Source organism: Portibacter marinus, assembly GCF_021533195.1.
Classification (GTDB): Bacteria; Bacteroidota; Bacteroidia; order Chitinophagales; family Saprospiraceae; genus Portibacter; species Portibacter marinus.
Map to the genome: position 1 here is coordinate 1 of NZ_JAJNKB010000012.1, position 21,386 is coordinate 21,386.

Here is a 21,386-nt window from a genome sequence, read left to right on the forward strand (position 1 = left end):
CTATGGAAAAGCCGCATAGTTTTCCACAAAAAAATGTGGAAATTAAAAGAAGCAAAATATTATGATAATAATTAATATGTTATATTAATTCTTTAAGAAAACGGTCCCACTTTGTGGGGACACTTCATTTCTAATGGCAAAATCTATATTGTTACCACTCAGACAGACGAATTGAGTATAGATGTATACAATCAATATGGGGACTCGTTACATTCCGGAAGAAATAATATAACTGACCCATTTATTTTCAATATTGAGATTCTGAATGACTCAATAATAATGGCATGGAATTGGTCCTTCCAACAGAATATAAATGAAGTAAGATTCTTTGATCTTAACGGAAACGATATTAGCAAAAGGTCGCTCGATTTTGATGGTTATCTAGATTTTGGATTGTTAAGTGATGGTGCCATTTTAATAAACGACAGAGATGGAAAGACCCTATTGAAATATAATTATGAAAATGACGAAGTCAAAGAATTTGAATCCAATAATGGAGAGATCATTTTTGTAGAGGAATTAGGGAATTCTAATCAATTCGCCTTGTTAGGTAATCTTTTTACTGCGTTTCAGGTAAGGTTGTTGGATGAAGAGGGAAGTAATCTTCAAGTCATAGTAGATACTTTTGGAACCTATGAAACAAAATATGAATTCGATTTTCCTTTGTTCCCTCAAGGATTAGCAACCAGTAATTCAAATCTTTTGGTTGTTGGAGCAACAATAGAAACTGGTGAAACCACTGAAATTCGATGTTATACAGGAGATTATCAGAACCCTTCAATTTTAAGTTTTACGGATAATGTAGGTAGTTCATGGGATAACAATCGAGGAATTTCTAATCAAACTGGAGGATATACTTTTGGTATATACCGCAAATTCGATACGAATAGTGGACCATTTAATGCTGATTATTATCCAGTAATTATTTCAGTGGATTCGACTTGCGCCATTCAACCTCAAGAATCTTTTAAAGGACGTATTTATCATGATACGAATAGGAACAACATGTTTGATGAAAGTGAAGAAATCATTCCATATAGTCCAATATTGGTCCTCCCAGATTCTTTCTATGTCTATTCTGATGGAAATGGTTTTTATGAGTTTCCCGCGGGAATCTTTGATGTTGATTTTGAATTTTTAGAATCAGATTGTTACGAACGAGGTTCTACTTTATTTGCGTCAATGGACTCGTTAGACAAAGATGGCATTTACAATATACCAGTGTATACCAAACAAAATTCAGGCCAAGCTCCCTATTTGATCTTTAATATGACACGGGCAAGATGTAACGGAGAAGCCGAAATAGATGTAAGTTTGGTTAATTCTACATGTAACCTCCTTGACGGGAAAATCGAAATAACTGATTTGAAACTTGTTGACCTTTTAGATTTGGCACTGCCACTCACTAAAGAGGTAAATGAGCTAGAACCTCAAGGAATAGAAACCTTGACTTTTAAAGTTTCTATTGCCAATGAAGAATTCACTGGTGAAGAATTAGAATTGGCCGTAATTTTTGAAAACGACGACATAGAGATTGACACTACCTTTGGTGAGATTATAAGGTGTGGTTTTGACCCGAATGACAAACAAGTTATTCCAGTGAAGATAGGTAGTGACAGTCTTGATTATTCGCTTATCAGTGATGAAATTTTTTATACCATTAGATTTCAAAATGAAGGGAATGATACCACTTACGATGTAAGAATTGAAGATACCTTATCGAGTATTTACGATATCAATTCCTTTAGGCCGATAAATTCCAGCCATTCCTATAGACTGCAAAGGACTCAAGATCATAAAATACTTTACTATTTTGATGATGTGAAACTCCCTCCTAAAATACAAGATGAGGCAGGAAGTCAGGGTTATCTTACCTTCGCTATCAAAGCATTAGAAGATGTTCCGGAATTCACCGAAGTAAATAATACTGCCTATATTTATTTTGACTTGAACAGACCTATTCAAACAAACACGATCGAACATAGCTTTGTGTCATCTTTCGATAAAGATTTGGATCAATATTATTTCTGGGACGATTGTAATGATAATAATGCTAGTGTATTTCCTGGGGCGGAAGAAATACCCAACAACGACCTAGATGAAAACTGTGATGGAGAAATATTGGTGATCGACGAAGACATGGATGGATTTAACTCGGATGTGGACTGTGATGATAGCAACGCATTGATTAACCCTGAAGCGGAGGAGATTCCGAATAATGAGATCGATGAAGATTGTGATGGAGATGCATTGATCGTTGATAAGGATATGGACGGTTTTAATTCCGATGAAGATTGTGACGATTCCAGTGAATCAATTAATCCGGGAGCACAAGAAATACCCAACAACGACATTGATGAAAACTGTGATGGAGTGATCCTGGTGATCGATGAAGATCTGGACGGTTACAACTCAGATGAAGATTGTGATGACAGTAACGCATTGATTAACCCTGAAGCGGAGGAGATTCCAAATAATGAGGTCGATGAAGATTGTGATGGAGAGGCATTGATCGTTGATAAGGATATGGACGGTTTTAATTCCGATGAAGATTGTGACGATTCCAGTGAATCAATTAATCCGGGAGCACAAGAAATACCTAACAACGACATTGATGAAAACTGTGATGGAGAAATATTGGTGATCGATGAAGACATGGATGGATTTAACTCGGATGAGGATTGTGATGATAATAGCGCTTTAATCAACCCTGAGGCCGAAGAAATTGCGAATAATGGTATTGATGAGAACTGTGATGGTGAAGATTTGATTTCTTCCTTATTTGAAAATGCATCTGATTTTGGGATTGATATCTTTCCGAATCCTTCACGTGGAGAAGTTTATATTCGAAATGAAAAGGAGATTAATTACTTGCTATCTATTTATCTAATTGATGGTAGGAAAATTCTAGATAGAGAGTCCATTAATTATCAGAAAGTGTATAAGAAGAACTTGGAAAAAGGAGCCTATTTCATCATACTTGAAAACAAACAACAGGAAGGAGTCCGATTTGAGAAGTTGATCATTTTTTGATTGCAAATGAAAATTTTTGTCAAAGCCAAGTGGCTTAGAATTAAGAGGAAGAAATAGTTTGATCGTTCGCTCTTTCGCCTTAAAAGTAGGTAATTTCTTTTTGGCGTATTTGTAATTGAATTAAAACCAACAATACCATTGAAAAATATTAAAATCTCATCAAAATTCAGATATCAAACCATCAAATCAGTTGGAGGAATTATACTTTTCCTATTTACTTATCTAATTATGTTAGCACTAGCGATAGCTCTGACAGTCGTCTGCATTTATGCAGCTATTGCAATGATTAGAGCTTCTCCAGGTTTAGTCGTTGGAGCCTTGGGTGTAGGATTGTCAAGTTTAGGTATTCTAGTTTTGTATTTCCTTGTAAAATTTCTTTTCAAGGCCAATAAAGTCGATCGCTCTCTTTTGACAGAAGTTCGGCGTAAAGAGGTACCTCAGTTATTTGATATGATTGATGCCATTGTTAAGAAAGTAGGGACTAGTCCTCCGAAGAAAGTCTATCTCTCATCCGACGTAAATGCTTCTGTGTTTTATGACTCAAGCTTTTGGAGTATGTTTTTCCCAATAAAGAAAAATCTTCAAATTGGACTTGGTTTGGTCAATTCTACCACAATTTCTGAACTTGAAGCCATCTTGAGCCACGAATTTGGTCATTTCTCACAAAAGACGATGAAGGTAGGAAGCTATGTATATCAAGTCAATCAGCTTACTTTCAATTTGTTGTACGATAACGATTCCTATGAAAATATGATAAACAAGTGGGCCAATGCAAGTGGTTACTTCACATTCTTTGTGATCATAGCAAGCAAGATCGTAGATTTGATTAAGTGGATTTTAGCTCAAATGTATGGTCTGGTCAATAAGTCGTATATGGCATTGTCAAGAGAAATGGAATTTCACGCAGATGCGATTGCTGCCTCTGTCACCGGATATGAACCGTTGAAAGAATCGCTTTTAAGGTTATCTCTTGCAGATCATTCCTTTTCAAATGTATTATCCTTTTATGAAAAGAAGGTGACTGAAAACCTTAAGACTGATAATATTTTTAAAAACCACGAATATGTCATGAAGTTTCTCGCTGAAGAGAATGGAGTGAATATAGAAGGTCGTTTTCCAAAGGTTGATGAAAACACATTGACCAAATTCAATAAATCAAAGCTCGTTATAAAAGATCAATGGGCATCGCATCCTAGTACTGAAGATCGCATTAAAAGACTCGAAGCAACAGGATTTATGATGGATGAAAATAAGAGTGATCCAGCCTCTGTACTGTTTGAAAACATCGAGGCGATTCAACAAAAGCTTACCTACAAATTATTTAATGACATTGATAAAAAGTCCGAATTTTCTGTGATTTCACATGAAAGATTTAAATCAGAGTTTATATCTGAATATGAAGATGGTAGCTTTCCTAAAAAATTCAATGGATACTATGATCGTAAAAATCCCACCGCATTTGAAACGAGTGAGATGATGGATTTAAGTGGAGCTCAGCAATTTAACGACTTGTTCTCGAGTACTAAAGTTGAGTGGGTCAATGAATCATTGGCATTGGAACAAGATATTGAAACATTCGAGCAGATTTCGAACGGCTTGATAAAAGTGAAAACTTTTGACTTCGACGGCAAAAAATATAATAAGAAAGATAGTAAAACTCTTGTGCCAAAGTTGAAGCAAGAATTGGACACGATCTACTTAAGAATTAAAGAAAATGACCTTCAAATTTTTCAATACTTTGTGAAACAGGAACGTGAAAAGGAGCTTTCGCCACAATTGCAACGTATGTATGATAAATTGTTTGCTTACGAAAGAGAAATTGATGAAAAGTCTAAGCTGTATAGAGAAATATCCATGGCATTAGACTTTATCAATGTTACAACTCCTTTCGAACAAATAAGAGGTAACTTTGCGAAAGTCGCAGGACTTGAAAGGAAATTGAAAGTGGAAATAAGAATGATGCTTGAAGATAAAAAGTATGAGCAAGTAATAACACCAGATATAAGGGAAAATCTTGATTTATACCTATCCAGGGACTGGACTTATTTCGGCTACGATAAATACAATGAGCAAAGTCTAGAAGTACTATTTTTAGCTATTAATAACTATGTATTTTTATTATCTCAAGGTTATTTTATTTTGAAGAAGAGACTGCTTGTGTATCAAGAAGGATTAATATAAAATGGTCTGTATATTGAAAGTCTTCGGGTGAACATTTTTGCTGGGTATAGAAAGTTTTACAATATCACAATGCAAGATCTTTCTTTAAGATTCTATGGTTTTTATATTGTTATAATCTATTCGAATTTATACGGTATTGCAATGATCTCTTCATACCATGCATTTGTCATTCTTATTTCAATAATGCCTTCGTCTCCCGTTTCAATCCCATTGAATACACTAGTATTTTCTAAAAAAATTGTCACTCCATCGCTGTGATATTCAATGAAATCGTCTTTCCATAATGTAGCCCATCCAGAATTCCAAATCTGAAATTTTGGTCTTGCTGAGTAACTCTCGAAATGATCTACGTATATTCTAATTGAAGATTTATTTTCGATCACTGCAGGCGTAAATGATATAAGTTTTGGATCTTCCGCAATAAAGATACCTAATTCTTCTTTGAAAAAATTCATCACAAGTCTTACTGGAGTTTCTTTTTTCATAATTCCTCTTGGAACAATGGCGACGAACTCTTCTCTTTCAGCAGTGATTGTTGAAGCGTCTGATTCATCTACAAAACTGAGTATAGCTTTATTCTTATCTGCGATGAACCCATTGCCCTTTATAGTAATCGTGTCCCCAGGTTTGCCAGCTAGCACAGTAAATTCAGAAACAATGGGATCTTCAATAAATAATCCGTTGTATGTGTCAACATAACCATTAGATTTAACTTTAATATTTGCTCGTTGCCTATCTACGATCGATCCAATTGTTGTTCGAATCGAATTTTTTGTAAATGAAATTATTTCTGATGGTTTATTTGCAATTTGTAGTTCAAGTCCATCTCCGTAAACATTTTCAACAGAAATATCAATAGTATCATGAAACTTAACATTCTGAACTTCTTCAAAGATCATTGGTTTCGCATAGATAAATTCACTTTTAAATTGTTTGCGTCTTAATCCAGAATTTGGTGCTTTACCAATGACTTGTAACTTAGCCTCAGAACCATTAAATATTGGTTTGACGACAAAATTCAACGTAGTGTCTGTTAGTTCGATAATCTCCTTATTAATACTTCCCAATTTGACGGAAACTTGTTTCAAGTTCTCGAAGTCTTTTCCATAGATAGTAATTGTGTCACCATATCCTGCGGTTTTTGGATTAAAATCAAAAATCTTGAAAGGCGGTTCTGGTTTAAACATAAGTATGCTTGCCTTTCCTTCCGAATGAAAGTCAGCGGTTTCAATGAAAGCATGGGCCTCCACATAGTAATATAGACTCTGGTCAAGTTCAATTACTTTGTGGAACTCTTTTGAGCCCTTTTCAACACTATATTTTGTTTGCTCTGTTTCATCACCATGAGTAATGAAAACAAACCCCATATCAACGATAGGCTCACTTCCAAAGTTGATGACTTCGGCACTTAGATTTAGATTCCCATCTTGCGTTATCGTGATGGGATTGGTCAAAATACGCGGATAATCCTTTTCTAAGACCTCATCTTTATCGCAACCCCAACCGAATGCTAATATGGCCAATAAAAAAAGTAAAAACTTATTCATAGTTCTTATAATATAAAGTGATGCCGTAAAGCAAATCCCGATCAAAGGAATTAAAGAATCCGGTCTTGTTGAAACGATCTCCGAGTCTAATTTTAATATCTGCAGATAACTCAACAATCTTAAAATCGAAAACAAGTGATGTCCCTGCAATAATAGAATTTTGCCATTTGTTTATTACCCAGGGATCTCTTATTTGTGACGTAGTAATCTGGTTTTGCTGAATTTCATCTGTTATGTATCTTATGTCTTGGGATACGAAATCGGTACTAATTCCAAGTTGAAGAAAATTAGATACAAAGCCTTTATTCACTTGATATGTAAAATACATAGGAAACTCATATCGACGAGTATCAATGACCACTTGGTTATCCCTCATTATACCTTCGTTAGAAATAATGTTTGAAGAATAAAATCGCTGCTCATAATATAAGAAGTCCAATTGCAGGCCAAATCTTCGATTGAGTCTTGGAGAATGCAGATGCAAACTTAATCCTGAAAATAAATTATCGGCATGATATTGTTCTTGTACATACTCTTCAAGCCTGCTGCGATTAGAGAATCTAAGCCTTGAATGTCTTTGTCCAAAGGTGGCTCCATACTTAAATCTGGCCCATTCATTGGATTTAGTATATAAGGTCGACGAAAGTGCATAGCATTGATTGTACTCTTCGACTGCGGTGATAAAATTTTTAGTATTGGGCACCAATAAGGTGATCTCTTCAAGGTACGAAGTCTTGCAATCCGCTGTTAGAGCAGTGATGATATTTTTCCATTGTGGATCTATAGTTTGAATTAGGCTATTATTGTCTTCAACGTTTATAGGTGTTGTGTTAATCAAATAAATACGGTCATTCTTTTTGAAGTAAAACAAATCCCCTCTTTGATAGAGTGAAAGTACTCCTTCTACCAAAACTTCCGTATAAGTGTTTTCTACAATTGCTGCTGTGAATTTTCGTCCTTGGTCGTAACTGAAAGTAATGGCCTTTTCATGATCAATCGTTTCTGTTTTTGACCCATTTCTAAATACAAAATCGTCGAATCTGGATTTGAGATCAGCCTGTAAAATCTCACCCTTAATCGTGTCTTCTTCAAGATTTATGTAATATCCAGGAACAAAAACCCTTTGGCCAGTCAGATTAGGTATAGTTAATACGATAAATAAAAAGGATAATAAGTGGTCTCGGTTCATTCTCCATTGTATTTGCAAAAAGCGAAGATACAAATATCATTGAGCAATGCCCAATTAAGTCTTGAAATTCATATTTACTTCTATTGACTTACTTGAATTTTGAGGTAGTTCTTGTCCCAAAACTTTCTTGATATTATTTTGATTACAACGGGGAATAAGTGATTTTAGCATGTACCTTACTTTAGAGCAATTGAAGAAGTCTTAATAGATAGATGGGCACTAGAAAACCACAAATATTGATCTTCAAACTAAATTCAGATACTCTATAAGTTTTTGTCGTAATTGCTCACTTTATCTTGATGCTAAAAGCGATATGCTCTTCCTTTCGTTTCGGCATAGAAGAAAACGATATAAGTCAAAATAGAAAGGACAAGAAATAGAAGAATTAAAGAAACTGTGATTTGCTATACCGTTAAGATATATTAATTTTTATACAATCAATTCCCATTTCGTTACTTTCCGTTATCGACTAACCACTAACCAATGATAAAATTCTTCAGAAAAATTAGACGAAGACTTGTTGCTGAAACCAAATTCAGTAAGTATTTACTTTATGCAATTGGAGAAATTGTTCTGGTCGTTATCGGTATATTAATTGCTTTGCAGATCAACAATTGGAACGAGAAAAGAAAAATCCGGAAAAATGAAATCATTATTTTGGAGCAATTAAATGAAGACCTTTCTAAGAATCTTGAGGAAGTACTTGAAATAAAAAGCATCTTAACTAAAGCATCAGGTAACTCCAAGTCTTTTTTAAGGTTCCTGAATTCCCAAAATAATCATGTGGATTCCATTTCCGTATGGTTAGATAAGCTCGATCGAAATCCCATTTTTAATAATGCAAACACTACCTACAAAAACCTGGAAAACAATCCGAATAAAATCATTTCTAATGATACGCTGCGACTTAGGATAACACTGATGTACGAAAAGGAATTCAAAAATATAGATGTTCGTGAAAACGGCTACAAAACGCACTTCTATCCTGAGTTTAAAAAACATCAGAGAGAAAATTTTACCATGACTACTTCAGTTTCAGAAGATGGTAAAGAAATTATATTCGATTATAACCGACCCAAGAATATTGAAGATTTAAAAAAGAATGATGGGTTTAAAAACGCCTTGATTGATATGTATAATTTTTTAAAACTTAGAATTAATTTTCTGACGATGACCGAAAATATACTATGGGCTTTAATTCAAGATATTGAAAAAGAAATTGCAAGCTTAAAATGATCAAATTCTTTAGGAAAATTTGAATAAAGCATCCACATTATGCTTATTGCAAAACATAAAGTCGTCTACGTTCCGGAAAGGGTACTAATGCTAAGGCATTCTATTTTCAGGAATCGCACCCACTGCTTTTAAAAATCGACGCCTTTAAGTTGATAAATAAACCTAACTTAACTTTATGATCCTTGCTATTTGGATGGGACTCGTTGTCCTCATGATCTTCTTTGTTTATAGATTTGCAAAAGATCTTGTCCTGCACAAGAACTCCATGGAGGAGGTGAGTACATTAAAAACAGCGTTAATTGGTTTTGTGGTCAATTTTTTCGATGTGCTTGGAATCGGAGCTTTTGCCCCACAAACAGCCTTGCTGAAATTCACAAAGCAAACGGAAGACAGGGTTTTGCCGGGAACGCTTAATGTTTCCAATACCATTCCCGTTTTGATACAAGCGTTGATCTTTATACAAATTGTAGAAGTGGATGCAATAACCTTACTCGCCATGCTGGCTTCAGCAACCATTGGAGCGATCTTTGGCGCGGGTTATGTTGCAAGAATGAAGGTCAAAAGAATTCAGCTCATTATGGGATTTGCTCTGCTCGTTACTGCCTTTTTCATGTTGGCAGGTCAACTAGATTGGATTCAGGGTGGAGGAGAGGCGCTTGGTCTAAGAGGGTGGAAACTACTTTTAGCCTGCATGGGGAATCTTATTCTTGGTGGATTAATGACAGTAGGAATCGGCCTTTATGCCCCATGTATGGCTCTGGTCTATGCGCTGGGTATGTCGCCTTTGGTTGCCTTTCCGATCATGATGGGGTCCTGCGCTTTCTTAATGCCACCGGCTTCCGCTAAATTTATAAGTACGGGTAGTTATAATAGAAAAGCAGCATTGGCAATGGCCGTTCCTGGAGCGATTGCGGTATTAATAGCGGCCTTTTGGGTCAAATCTTTGCCTTTGGATACTTTGCGCTGGATCGTAATGGCTGTGATTGTTTATACCTCATTAGTGATGTTTAGATCAAGTATGAAAAGCTAAACTGACGAGTTTGTCCTTCTTTTTCTGAACACCCGACCGATAAAGGAAGGATTATGATATTCTTTTCGGTAGTTGCGGAATTGAATAGTTAGCTTAAGGTCAGTTTTTTGGATGAAAAAGAAATGGATTTCGAATACGAAGAAAAATTGAACAACGAGACAAATCAAGAATTATGATCAAATCTGACATGGATCCTTTTGAAAGCTCAGCCCTAACTACCATTCTAGTGGTTTCAGACATTTCTATTTCCAAGGCATTCTACGTCGAAGTATTAGGAGCAAAAATTTACCGTGAATATGGGGGTGATTCCCTTGTACTAGATTTTTTGGACAATTGGCTTCTGCTCGTGACCTCTGGTGGTCCAACAGAGGATAAACCTAACACGTATTTTATGGTACCCAATAACAAAGATCAGGTGAGTCACTGCTTCACGATTAGGGTCCGGAATTGTATGAAGTCGTATCAGATTTTAAAGGATAGAGGAGCAACTTTCATTACGCCACCTTTAAAAAGAGGAAAAGAGACCAGATGTTTTTTTCGCGATCCTGACCATCATCTTTTTGAAATAAGCGAATATAGTTCCACTTAGGTCTGATATGGGGGGGGACCTGATAAGAACCCCTGATCATAGCATATGCCTCTTCAGATAAATCACCCAAAGCTCTACTCTCCCCTGTGAATTGGAATCACAGCGATGTGCATATGAAGGCTCAGCTCCTGCATTGGTATTTGCAGTATCTGTAGCATTGGCACTTTGAGGAAAATTGTGAGAAGCGAGATTTATATTCCAAGAATTTGGGATTCTAAACAGAATACTATTAAATTAATTAGAAATTGGCGACCATAGTAAATTGCTGAAATCATAAAAAGTAAGCAACACGTTTAAATTGCTATCGCAGAAGAGCCAAAAACGTGCATCATAAGCGCTTGCGTTTGAAGTTAAAATAAAATTTATAAATTTAGCCTAGATCCGATTTGCAGCTGAATCTGAGAAGTGTCTGATTTCGCACAAATCAAAAAGATAACCGTTTAAGAACTTCAAAACTATGCGAAAACACTTCTATTTCATACTAAGCATCATTCTTTGGTTGATCATGCTGATAGGATTTTCGGACAATTGGTTAACTGATATTGGTCAACCAAGCAACTCTCAACCAAAATTTCTTATCCATGCATTTTTCGCTTTTAGCTGGTTCACTATTCTAATCGTTCAAAACGGATTGATTAAGTGTAATAATGTCTAAAACCTTACTTTACCCTTCGTTTCCGTACGCACGTACCATAGCAGGGCTAGTTGTACTTCACCAAAACAAAAAACCAATGATTAAATTCTTTAGAAAAATTAGACAAGACTTTATCTCAGAAAATCCGACTGCCGGGACCAACGGGCGAGCAGGTAAATTCAGTAAATATTTGATTTATGCCATTGGTGAAATCATTCTGGTTGTTATTGGAATCTTGATTGCACTTCAAATCAACAATTGGAATGAAAATCAGAAATCTAAAAAGGACGAACGTTATATCTTGACTGAAGTAATAAAAAACCTGGATGAAGATGGTGGCTTTGTAGATGATATTATTCTACAACGTCAAAAGACAAAAAATGCCTTCATCCCTTTGCGGCAATTCGTAGACTCCATAGGGGTATATAATGATTCACTGCAGTTTCATTTGGCTAATTTACTTACGTTTGAGCGCTACTTCCCCATTAATAATGCTTACGAGATATTAAAATCTAAAGGATTACAACTATCCGATAATACTCTAACAACGAAAATTTCGAGATATTACGATTACGAACAGCCAAAAATGAGCAGCAGTATTTTTGATATAGAAGTCTCCATCCTCAAAATTTATAATGATCCCAATGGTTTAATGCGGTTCATGTCATTCATAGAAAAAGATGAGCGTATGGTGGTGGAAAATCCTGAAGACCCAATTTTTAAGGATGAACTATCTAATTTCCTCATAGCTTTTCAAGATAATAATGGTGGGACTCTCGACAAGTTATTGCAATTTAAAGACCTCAATACAACTTTAAGAGAGCAAATTACAAATGGATTAATAAAACTAAACTAAAACAACATGATGCTCAAAAATGTAATTTGCCTATTTCTAATGTTACTCATTGGATTTACTTTATCGGCACAAAATGAAAGTTTACCGGTTAAGGATCTTAAAAGTCTTTATAACAAAAACGAGGAGTTGAAAAAAACCGTTGACTTAATGCTAAAAAATGTTCATGATTTACCCAATGGGGAGCCTAACCCTTGGAAGGACAAAAATGTGAATGATTTATATGATTTCTTAAACGAATGGTTCTATTTCTTGCCCAATACACATAATGGCCTGGATAAGATTCTACAATTCACCTTTCTGTACTATAAAAATCCTGATGGAATGAAGTTCGTTCTTAGCGAACCAGGACTCAGTTGGTCTAATTCATTCATCGAAGAACGTGGTAAATTTATGGACAGTCCAGAATCAGCTAAAATAATTGAGGACTGGTTATCTGACAACTCTCTCGGGAATGAAGACTTTGTATTGCCAGATGAAGGATTCAAGTCATTCAATGATTTTTTCACCCGAGACTTAAAACCTGGAACACGCCCTATTGATGATCCAACAGATAATGCTGTTCTTGTTTCACCAGCTGATGGAATTATTAATATGATAGCTAATGAGCTGGAATTGGACACAGAAATCCCAACAAAAGGTAGAATGACAATGAGCCTAAATTCACTGCTTGACCATTCGAAATATGCCGATAAATTTGTTGGAGGTTCAGCAATGGCTGTTTTTCTCATGCCAGACAACTATCATCACTATCATTCGCCAACAACTGGAAAAATAGTTGAATCAAAGGAAGAAGTTGGGAACAGACTTTTTGGAATGCCTAATATGCTAGACATGATCAATAATGGCAATCCGGGTTATAATAAGGACTATAGCGTGTTTGAGAATTTTAGACATGGGTATTTTATTATTCAAACCAACGATTATGGATTCATAGCAATGGTTCCTATAGGTTTGCAGACGGTAGGTTCTGTAGTGTTTGAAAATGACTATAAAAAAGTAACAAGTGAAAAACCAATAAAGATTTATAAGGGAGAAAAGCTTGGACATTTTGCGTATGGAGGATCTACAGTATTATTAATTTTTGAAAAGGGCAAGTTGAATTCGATGACTGTTGAACAGGGTCAAAGAATAGGAAAATTTAAAAACTGATCACAAGATATAGCAAGCAACTGCATTAAAATCCAGAAGGTGTGTAATTATTTTTAGCAATCTGCACTAACTACATAAAGATTTGAAAAGTGAGTGAAGATTTCTATTTAAAATACATCAAGCCTTATGAACTCATCATCTATAAAATTACCAGAGCATATACCAATAGCGATGACGACTTTAAAGATTACTATCAGGAAGTTTGTTTGCAAATTTGGAGAAGCCGCAAGAGCTTTCAGGGTAATTCCCAATACTCAACTTGGATTTATCGTCTTACACTTAACATTTGTTTGACACTCAAACGAAAAGAAAAGCAAAGAAAAGAAAGTTCTCTAGAAAATTCCAGTATCTCAATATACGAAATAGAGTCAGAAAATTATTCTTCCGAAATGGATAATCAATTGGCTCATCTCTACCAAGGTATTAAACAGCTCAGTGAAATCGACCGAGCAATTATTCTACTTCACCTTGAGAAAAAAAACTACCAAGAAATCGCTGAAATAATAGGATTAAAGGCTAATAATATTGGAGTGAAAATCAATAGAATTAAAAAAAAATTAAAATCAATAATCAATGGAAGCTAAAAGTATAGAGCAAATTTGGGATCGTGGTTTTTTGCAACAACCCATACAAACAGCAAAAATCAATAATTATTTAGATGTTCGATCAATCAATGTGGTAGAAAAACTTTGTAAATCCTTCAGCAAAGGAGTGAATTTTAACCTTTTGGCTGTGATTACGGTATTTGCCTTGAATATCTGGCTTGATAACGACCATGCTATTCTATGGGGAATTATAGGTTCATTGCCGGCATTGTTTTGGTTCGGGCTGGGTAGAAAGCAATTGCATGAAATCAAACAAATTAACTATCAGAATAATTGCTATGAATACTTGAAATCAGTACATTCAAAAATGGAAATAATAAGAAATTACAACCTTAAGACGGGAGTCATAAGCATTCCTGTTATCTTAACTCCATTGCTTATCTATACCTTTTATAATCAACAAGGGAAAACGCTAGGTCAAGTTTTCGGAATAAATGGCATGGACCTATCCCTGGGATGGATTTTTGTGCTTATTCCACTGTTGACTGTTACCGCCTATTTTGTAAGCAGGATTATTTTAGAATGGCAAAGCCGGAAGCCAAACGGTATCGACACGCTCATAAAAGAAATGGAGATCATAAACACCCTAAAATAAAACAGCGTGAAGGCAATGACGTTTCCGTACGCACTAACCACAACAACGGCAATGAGTAATTGCTTTTTCTTGTCTACTTTAGCGTATCCTTGCAAATCATAACTGCCTATAAACCAGACCGTTCACATGAATATCTAAAAAATGCATAATCTAATCTTTATATTATCTCTTTCATTCACATTATTAGCATGTCAAACCGGTGATAAAATAGAAGACATCGTGGTAATTGGTGGTGGTCTAATGGGCAGTTCAACGGCATGGGAGCTATCAAAATACGGCCAAAATGTTCTATTGATTGAGCAGCAGGATTCAATTTACACTTTTGGCTCTAGTTATGGAGAGGCAAGAATTTCTAGAAGTTTAGGTGCGAGAGATGATATTTTCTCATTCCTGCAACAAACCTCTGTAGCGGAAACCAAAGATCTCATTGACTTTCTCAATAAAGTCGAATTGCAGGAATTACATACTATGGAGGATATCTACACCACCTCACCAGTAACCTATATTTATTCTAAATCCCAATTAGATGAAGTTGAAGAATTGTTAGACGGGCAAAGCGATAAATATGAAATCGCCTCAACCGCAGGTGAAGCCAAAGAAAAATTTGGAATGAAAATATCAGATACTACTATGGTCATTAGAGAGTATAAGCCATACTCTGGCACTCTTAATCCCAAGGTATTGATTAAAAAACTACATCAGGGAATCAGAAAATCCGGGAGTAGAATCAACTACAACCAAAAAGTTACCAGTTTAAAAAAAGAGAATGGATACTATGTTGTTAAAATTAGAGATTCTAAAACCGGAACAAGCGAGACTATTCTGAGCAAAAAAGTAGTTGCCGCTGCTGGTCCATATAATGGAGCTTTAGTGAAAGATATAGCACCATACTTTGACCATTTAATAAGTCCAAAGCGTTTATTTCTTTCTTTTTTAAAAATAAAACCAGATAAGTATGATATGTTGACAAGTGACCAGAAGGACAGACTTGTTTCCTCTTATCCTGTTGCATATTTAAATTCTGAAATATTTTATTCTATGATTGAGAAGTTTGACAGTGACCGAAGACCTCTATTGAAAGTAGGTGGACATTTTTTAAGGACTGATATTAAGAATTTGGACGAAGTATGGGCAATGGCATTGACCGAGCAAGAAATTCAATGGAGCAAAGAAAATACGGCGGACTATTTGGCTAAACTCGATTTACCTATAAAATCTTCTGATTTAGAATTTGACCATGGCTACTCTTGTGTATATTCTCTAACTGAATCTGAAATACCATACGTAAGTCATACCTTGAAAAATGGAACAGAAATTGATTCCAGCTTTTTACTTGTCGGAGGAATGTCAGGTATTGGTGCGAAAGGCTCATTAGCTTATGGCTTAATTGCTGCTGATCATATTTTGAACATCGATAATGCATCATTAATGTATCAAAAGGCTAAATCAGCCTTAGGCGCAAGGCGATTGATGGTGGATCTCAAGAATCTAGACCAATAGATCCAGATGCCAAACAAACACTAAAGTGAATGGACAACGTAAGTCCTTTTTTGTGACCCGTAAAAGCAATTACTGCGTTTATTTCAAGATTGTATTTGACGAAAATTTAGGATGGGTTTGTAGGTCAATGGTGAGGTCTCTATATGGATAAGGTTTCTTGTGTCTAAAAATAATTGTACAACCCAATTGTGAGTTCTAAACGTTGATTCGTTGAATTCTGAATTCCTCTAGATAATGAGCGATTAAAATTGCATTACAGCTATAGAAGAAAAAACGTCAAAAATAATATATTTAGATAAGAATATTATTGAGTTTGTGGTCATTAGAAAGCTGACAAAATGAAAAGAAATGTATTAGTTTTTATGACCATTTCACTGCTGTATTCAGCTGTTTTTTCCCAAAGTGAAACGAATCAGATTATATTGGAAAGGATGGAGTCTAAGAATATTCCTGGAATCGCTTTTTTGATAGCAAAAGATGGAAAAATACTTGACCAAGGGTATTATGGAAAAGCAAATCTGGAGGTAGATGCCGATATCACTGAAATTCATTTTAATGAAGAATTGAAATTTAAACCTGGAACTGATGCATCTTATTCAAGTGTGCCATTTGTATTAGGTGTTGTGATTGAAAAAATAACCGGTCAATATTATGGAGATTATATGAATGAAGTACTATTGAAGCCATTATCCCTAAATGAGACATACATTGATGACCCCATTAGAATTATACCACATAGGGTATCCGGCTATCTTAATTATGACCCTGAAATAATGAAAACGCGAGTATCTGGAATGGGTAATGGATATTTGATGGCTCCTAGAGCCTACGGCAGAGCTGATGTGGGCAATTTGTACAACAGCCAATGATTTGCTTAAATTTTACAGTGCTCTTTTTTCAAGTGAATTTCTAAATGAAAAATCAAAAAAGCTGATGTTTGAATTGGCAAAGCTTGATAACGGAAATTTCGTTTCGTACGGTGCTGGATGGAAGAATTGGCTTATTGGTGGTATTTTGGTTTGCATCGAGCTACTAGTTTATCCTTGTCCAAAGAATTAGCCACATTATATTACCCCGAGCTAGAAAAATTATCTAAGAAAGTACCAGTTGAGGATACAAATCCTAAATTAACAAAATTTCATTTAGAGTTTTTGCAAAACATAAACTCAGACAAAAATAATGTAAATGTGCATCCAAATTTCCCATTTTCATACTATTCCAACTATTTAAAAGAAGTTATGTCAGAAACTCAGTCAATAACATACTTGGGAATGAAGAATGTTGACAATAAAGGAATACATTTTTTTGGTGAGGATATCCAAACTTTAAGATATTATCGTTTAGAAAGTAGCCAAACTCTTTATACAACTGCTTATCTTGACAAGGCTGAGAAGATCGTATTTCTTGATTACCCTGAAACCGAATAATGATGAAAATGAGCACTAACTTTAATACGTATCGATTTCTTACTCGGAAATTCTGCAGAATTTTCACGCTGCAGGATCATACACGAACGCATTAGTATACATTAGCAAACGATAATAATCATGAAACATTTAATGAAATCATCATTTATAATCCTGTTAGTCCTGGTGAGTTGTAAAAATAGTCAAGTTGAAAATATCAATAGTCCTATTGATACTAGCACAATGGAAAGAACAGAATCAGAAGTTTACTTGGAGAAACAGGCTCCGAAGTTTACACCTTCTGGACTCCCTTATCCCTTTTCAAGTGCAGTACAAGTTGGCGATATCCTTTTCCTTTCTGGTGAAATAGGAGATGCTGGGGAAGGGACGGGAGTTGTTCCAGGTGGAATTGAACCTGAAACTCACCGTATGTTTGAACGAATACAGGCTACGCTCGCTCAGCACGGACTTAGTCTAGATGATGTCTTTAAATGTACCGTGATGTTAGCAGACATGTCCGAATGGCAAGAATTTAATAAAATATACGCTGGCTATTTTGAGGACGGTAAATACCCTACACGCTCTGCCATGGGCGTTAACGGTCTAGCACTTGGTGCTCGAGTGGAGATGGAATGTTGGGCCTATAATCCTCAATAGCACCAAAAATGCTGGTCATTAAGAAACGTATGCTAATACGGTGTCTAATTAAGTGTGGTAGGTAGCAAGTTGAGAAAATAAAAATTCTGGAATAGAATCTTGAGTAGCGATAACAAAAGCTAAAATGCATACACAGAAAGTCTTGCTCAAGATATTTACGAAATGCAGCGCTTCATTATTGGATAAATGAAGATTGCCTTGTCTATCTTAAGCAAATAAAAGAGGAAACATCAGTTTTTATCAATTTGCTTGAAAGTACTATTCAAAAGAAATCTTACATTCAATAAATGATAAGATTCCGTAACGAACTATTCAAAAGAATTCTGAGTGAATTGTACTACCCAGAATGATATATTAATCATTCCCAACAAAATTGGCCCTTCCAAAAAACCTTTGATTCACGAAGTTATTGAGATTAGAACCAAAGCGGTAATTGAATCCAAATCTGGAATCGATGGTATATGCCGAAGGTAGGTTTACCCTCCCACTCAAAATATCTTGTTCGGTGAAATCTCCTGCTGCCAGGTAAATCTGATCCTTTACATAATTTCCTTCTACCCTCATATAGAATGAAAAATTCCCAGTGACTCGGACTTCTGCCCTAATATTCAAACCTGTGGTCCAGGAGCTAAAATCATCTAAATAATTTCTCAATCGATAGCCCACTTCCAGATTACCCCAAACTTGATTAAGTCCCAGACTTGTTCTCAAACTATGAAGGAATCTGGTTTCTTTAGTAACGCCATCAATCGTTTCTTCGACATATTGATTATTCCTCACTTCAACCCCATAATTCATTCTTAGAAATCTGTTGTTCTGCTCCGATTCCGGAAAAAAATTGTATTCTATAGCGGGTCTAAAGCTAGTTTGAAACTTATAATTAAAACGAGTATTCTGAAGACCTTCTATATCATAGCCATACGACCACTGGGGTGAGATAGACTTCACCAGCTGGTGACCAAATCCAAATTCTGACACATCAAAACTATTTACATTTTCATCGATGATTGGATTACCGTTTTCATCAAGAACCGGTAGGCCATTTTCATCAACTCTTGGTTCTTTTTGAATCGTTCTTCTCAGCCTTTCCTCAATTCTTCCCGATAAATTTATTTTCCATTTATCAGTGATACGGTTAACATTGATGTCTCCACCAATATTAATTTCTCTGCTCAATTCCTCTAATTCAATGTTCGCATCACTCCCCACATTAAAAACCCAATAATTCCAAGGATCAATAGTTTCCTGCTCTGTTTCTTCCATCATGCCAGAGCTAGTCTTCATATTGATTTCGATTCCCTCACCGGCTGTTGTTTTCGCAACATACGGAGCTAAACCTAATTTGATGAACCGAGTAAGTTTTTCCCGAACTTCATAGTCGGTATCTGTTTGTTTGGTATTTACAAAGAGGGTGTCGTTTCTTCCCGCATGGATATTTTGCTGACCAATAAACAGAAGTTGATATTGTCTTCCACCTCCACCAGATCTGTTATTGTTAATTAACAGAAACAGATCAGCCGTTTGATTATCCCTGTAGAAATTAACTGCTGTAATTTCTGTTCTGATAAAATCCATATCACAACCTCCATCCCACCGCTCACAACCATCTATAAACACTCTGAGTTTAGCTGGAGCGTTGGAATTATCAAATAATGTCTGACTTATAGAACGGGAAGTAATTGCACAGAAGGCCAGAATCAATAAAAGCGGTATTTTTGTCATTTAATTAGAGTCAATTCTTGTTGATCGCATCCTTAACATTAAATTTAGATGCAAAATAATAACCTTACAATTGCGTTTTGTCATAATTGTTGTCAAACAATAATACTTATTACCTGGAAACTCATATAAAATAATTGCCGATTTCAGTGCTTTTACGCTTTGAGTCCTTTTGTAAGATGTACCCTTATTGATTCTTAATGCTCTAGAAATCGCTTCCATACCTCTCTGGGATTCGCTCTCTTTTGAAGCTTTATAATCTGGTCTTGCCCAAATTTACTTTTTTTCGAAACAATTCAAATTTAGTTAATTTTAGATTGGTATTCATTTTCGGTAAGGCTACAGGTACCCTTAGACTATGATTCGCTTCTTGAAAAAAATACAATAATACCGCTTCTTCAAATGAGTTTATTTCATGCTTCAGTAATGAGAGAGAAATCAACAACCTTGAAATCAGATATTGAAGTTTTGCAAGGTAATATTAGGAATTACCTAGAAAAATAAGAGACCACTTGTTTACAAATCACTCAAAGGGCATACTTTGCAAAAAGAGTTGAAGGACCAAGTTTTGTGAAACTTGAAGAATGGATTTACGAAACAGACTTCTTTTGTAAAGCAACAAATGTACTATATTTAGAGAAACGATTCCCCAATGATCCCATTCTTCAGAAAACTTCGGCAAAAATTTATCTTCGATAGCCTTCCAGCCACCCGACGAGGTAAGATGAGTACTTATTTGGCCTATGCTATTGGGGAAATTATATTGGTAGTTTTGGGAATTTTAATCGCATTGCAGGTGAATAATTGGAATGAAAATCAAAAGAATAGTGTAATAGAAAACACTTACTACTGCAGAATACTTGAAGATTTTGAACAGGATAGAAAGTTAATATTCTCCTCGATCGCCTTGGCAGATGAGAAAATAGAATACTCGAAACAGTTAATACTAGACCTTCATCGGTCTGAGAAGGATAAACAGACTTTATTAAACGATTGGATTAAAACCATACGGCTTGAAGTCTTTGTTCCAAGAACAGTAGCATTCGACAACTTAAATTCCTCTGGTAATCTCAACCTATTAAAGAATTTGGATCTTAGAAATGCATTATCTCAGTTCTATAGCAATATGGAAAATATTCTCAGGCAAATCAATCAAAACAGAGATGAGCTAGTGGAAAGGTCTTATCCTGAAAATGCAGCTGGCTTCGGTCTACAAGAAGTTGAATATATGCAAATGTCTTTGGGTTCGAAAGTTTTAGAGGTGCTGCCCAAAATAGATTGGATTAAGGACGAGAACCATATCTATTTTAAAAAATTTGAGAGTGATTTAATATTTAATATCGCAATGTATGAACGTCACAAACAACATTTAAACAGAATTCTCGACGAGATAGAAGAGCCTCTTAATCGTCTGGAGGACACATGTAAAAAAATAAATTAATAACAGCTTAAGCTATCCA

General features: G+C 35.4%; 17 protein-coding genes. 14 read left to right on the forward strand and 3 right to left on the reverse strand.

Going from position 1 to position 21,386, the window contains the following annotated elements:
* Window positions 1–111: 111 nt before the first annotated feature.
* Entirely contained in the window at window positions 112–3,033 is a 2,922-nt protein-coding gene (locus L2567_RS19140; RefSeq protein WP_235299465.1) for a MopE-related protein, read from the forward strand.
* Between the two features lie 138 nt (window positions 3,034–3,171).
* Window positions 3,172–5,214 (forward strand): M48 family metalloprotease, encoded by a 2,043-nt coding sequence (locus L2567_RS19145; protein WP_235299466.1) that lies wholly within the window; start codon window positions 3,172–3,174, stop codon window positions 5,212–5,214.
* A gap of 116 nt (window positions 5,215–5,330) precedes the next feature.
* On the opposite strand, the gene L2567_RS19150 is transcribed toward L2567_RS19145, so the two are convergent.
* Together L2567_RS19150 and L2567_RS19155 are read right to left on the reverse strand one after the other, a co-directional pair.
* Complete coding sequence (locus L2567_RS19150) at window positions 5,331–6,761, reverse strand: IPT/TIG domain-containing protein (RefSeq protein ID WP_235299467.1); 1,431 nt, start codon at window positions 6,759–6,761, stop codon at window positions 5,331–5,333.
* A complete protein-coding gene (locus L2567_RS19155; RefSeq protein WP_235299468.1) occupies window positions 6,754–7,950 on the reverse strand; it encodes a hypothetical protein in 1,197 nt (398 codons plus the stop codon). Before L2567_RS19155 ends, L2567_RS19150 begins: the two co-directional genes overlap by 8 nt.
* Before the next feature lie 483 nt (window positions 7,951–8,433).
* Between L2567_RS19155 and L2567_RS19160 the strand changes: the two genes are divergently transcribed.
* From L2567_RS19160 to L2567_RS19210, 11 genes are all read left to right on the forward strand, one after another.
* Window positions 8,434–9,186, forward strand: coding sequence for a DUF6090 family protein (locus L2567_RS19160; RefSeq protein WP_235299469.1), 753 nt, complete (start codon window positions 8,434–8,436; stop codon window positions 9,184–9,186).
* A gap of 175 nt (window positions 9,187–9,361) precedes the next feature.
* Window positions 9,362–10,216 carry a sulfite exporter TauE/SafE family protein gene (locus tag L2567_RS19165; protein ID WP_235299470.1) on the forward strand — a complete coding sequence of 285 codons (855 nt, stop codon included), beginning with the start codon at window positions 9,362–9,364 and terminating at the stop codon, window positions 10,214–10,216.
* Between the two features lie 172 nt (window positions 10,217–10,388).
* A complete protein-coding gene (locus L2567_RS19170) occupies window positions 10,389–10,805 on the forward strand; it encodes a VOC family protein (RefSeq protein WP_235299471.1) in 417 nt (138 codons plus the stop codon).
* A 647-nt stretch (window positions 10,806–11,452) separates the two neighbouring features.
* On the forward strand, window positions 11,453–12,295 hold the full coding sequence (locus tag L2567_RS19175) for a DUF6090 family protein (RefSeq protein WP_235299472.1): 843 nt from the start codon (window positions 11,453–11,455) through the stop codon (window positions 12,293–12,295).
* A 9-nt stretch (window positions 12,296–12,304) separates the two neighbouring features.
* Window positions 12,305–13,444 carry a phosphatidylserine decarboxylase gene (locus L2567_RS19180; RefSeq protein ID WP_235299473.1) on the forward strand — a complete coding sequence of 380 codons (1,140 nt, stop codon included), beginning with the start codon at window positions 12,305–12,307 and terminating at the stop codon, window positions 13,442–13,444.
* Window positions 13,445–13,533: 89 nt separating this feature from the next.
* Window positions 13,534–14,028, forward strand: a complete 495-nt coding sequence (locus L2567_RS19185) for an RNA polymerase sigma factor (RefSeq protein ID WP_235299474.1) — start codon at window positions 13,534–13,536, stop codon at window positions 14,026–14,028.
* The gene (locus tag L2567_RS19190) at window positions 14,018–14,644 is read left to right on the forward strand and encodes a hypothetical protein (protein WP_235299475.1); all 627 of its coding nucleotides are present in this window, start codon (window positions 14,018–14,020) and stop codon (window positions 14,642–14,644) included. Before L2567_RS19185 ends, L2567_RS19190 begins: the two co-directional genes overlap by 11 nt.
* Window positions 14,645–14,785: 141 nt before the next feature.
* On the forward strand, window positions 14,786–16,144 hold the full coding sequence (locus L2567_RS19195; protein WP_235299476.1) for an NAD(P)/FAD-dependent oxidoreductase: 1,359 nt from the start codon (window positions 14,786–14,788) through the stop codon (window positions 16,142–16,144).
* 338 nt (window positions 16,145–16,482) lie between these two features.
* Window positions 16,483–17,013 (forward strand): serine hydrolase, encoded by a 531-nt coding sequence (locus L2567_RS19200; RefSeq protein WP_235299477.1) that lies wholly within the window; start codon window positions 16,483–16,485, stop codon window positions 17,011–17,013.
* Window positions 17,014–17,130: 117 nt separating this feature from the next.
* Window positions 17,131–17,571 carry a hypothetical protein gene (locus L2567_RS19205; RefSeq protein WP_235299478.1) on the forward strand — a complete coding sequence of 147 codons (441 nt, stop codon included), beginning with the start codon at window positions 17,131–17,133 and terminating at the stop codon, window positions 17,569–17,571.
* Between the two features lie 249 nt (window positions 17,572–17,820).
* Window positions 17,821–18,207: a RidA family protein gene (locus L2567_RS19210; RefSeq protein ID WP_235299479.1), complete on the forward strand. Its 387-nt coding sequence runs from the start codon at window positions 17,821–17,823 to the stop codon at window positions 18,205–18,207.
* 354 nt (window positions 18,208–18,561) lie between these two features.
* On the opposite strand, the gene L2567_RS19215 is transcribed toward L2567_RS19210, so the two are convergent.
* On the reverse strand, window positions 18,562–19,929 hold the full coding sequence (locus tag L2567_RS19215; RefSeq protein ID WP_235299480.1) for a hypothetical protein: 1,368 nt from the start codon (window positions 19,927–19,929) through the stop codon (window positions 18,562–18,564).
* Between the two features lie 649 nt (window positions 19,930–20,578).
* On the opposite strand from L2567_RS19215, the gene L2567_RS19220 reads away from it, so the two are divergent.
* Entirely contained in the window at window positions 20,579–21,367 is a 789-nt protein-coding gene (locus L2567_RS19220; protein WP_235299481.1) for a DUF6090 family protein, read from the forward strand.
* The last annotated feature ends 19 nt before the right edge of the window (window positions 21,368–21,386 follow it).

Coding starts and splice junctions, on each gene's coding strand:
- L2567_RS19150 (WP_235299467.1), bottom strand. CDS start 6,761: ATGAATAAGTTTTTACTTTTTTTATTGGCCATATTAGCATTCGGTTGG.
- L2567_RS19170 (WP_235299471.1), top strand. CDS start 10,389: ATGATCAAATCTGACATGGATCCTTTTGAAAGCTCAGCCCTAACTACC.
- L2567_RS19220 (WP_235299481.1), top strand. CDS start 20,579: ATGATCCCATTCTTCAGAAAACTTCGGCAAAAATTTATCTTCGATAGC.
- L2567_RS19180 (WP_235299473.1), top strand. CDS start 12,305: ATGCTCAAAAATGTAATTTGCCTATTTCTAATGTTACTCATTGGATTT.
- L2567_RS19215 (WP_235299480.1), bottom strand. CDS start 19,929: ATGACAAAAATACCGCTTTTATTGATTCTGGCCTTCTGTGCAATTACT.
- L2567_RS19195 (WP_235299476.1), top strand. CDS start 14,786: ATGCATAATCTAATCTTTATATTATCTCTTTCATTCACATTATTAGCA.
- L2567_RS19200 (WP_235299477.1), top strand. CDS start 16,483: ATGAAAAGAAATGTATTAGTTTTTATGACCATTTCACTGCTGTATTCA.
- L2567_RS19205 (WP_235299478.1), top strand. CDS start 17,131: ATGGAAGAATTGGCTTATTGGTGGTATTTTGGTTTGCATCGAGCTACT.
- L2567_RS19160 (WP_235299469.1), top strand. CDS start 8,434: ATGATAAAATTCTTCAGAAAAATTAGACGAAGACTTGTTGCTGAAACC.
- L2567_RS19175 (WP_235299472.1), top strand. CDS start 11,453: ATGTCTAAAACCTTACTTTACCCTTCGTTTCCGTACGCACGTACCATA.
- L2567_RS19190 (WP_235299475.1), top strand. CDS start 14,018: ATGGAAGCTAAAAGTATAGAGCAAATTTGGGATCGTGGTTTTTTGCAA.
- L2567_RS19165 (WP_235299470.1), top strand. CDS start 9,362: ATGATCCTTGCTATTTGGATGGGACTCGTTGTCCTCATGATCTTCTTT.
- L2567_RS19155 (WP_235299468.1), bottom strand. CDS start 7,950: ATGAACCGAGACCACTTATTATCCTTTTTATTTATCGTATTAACTATA.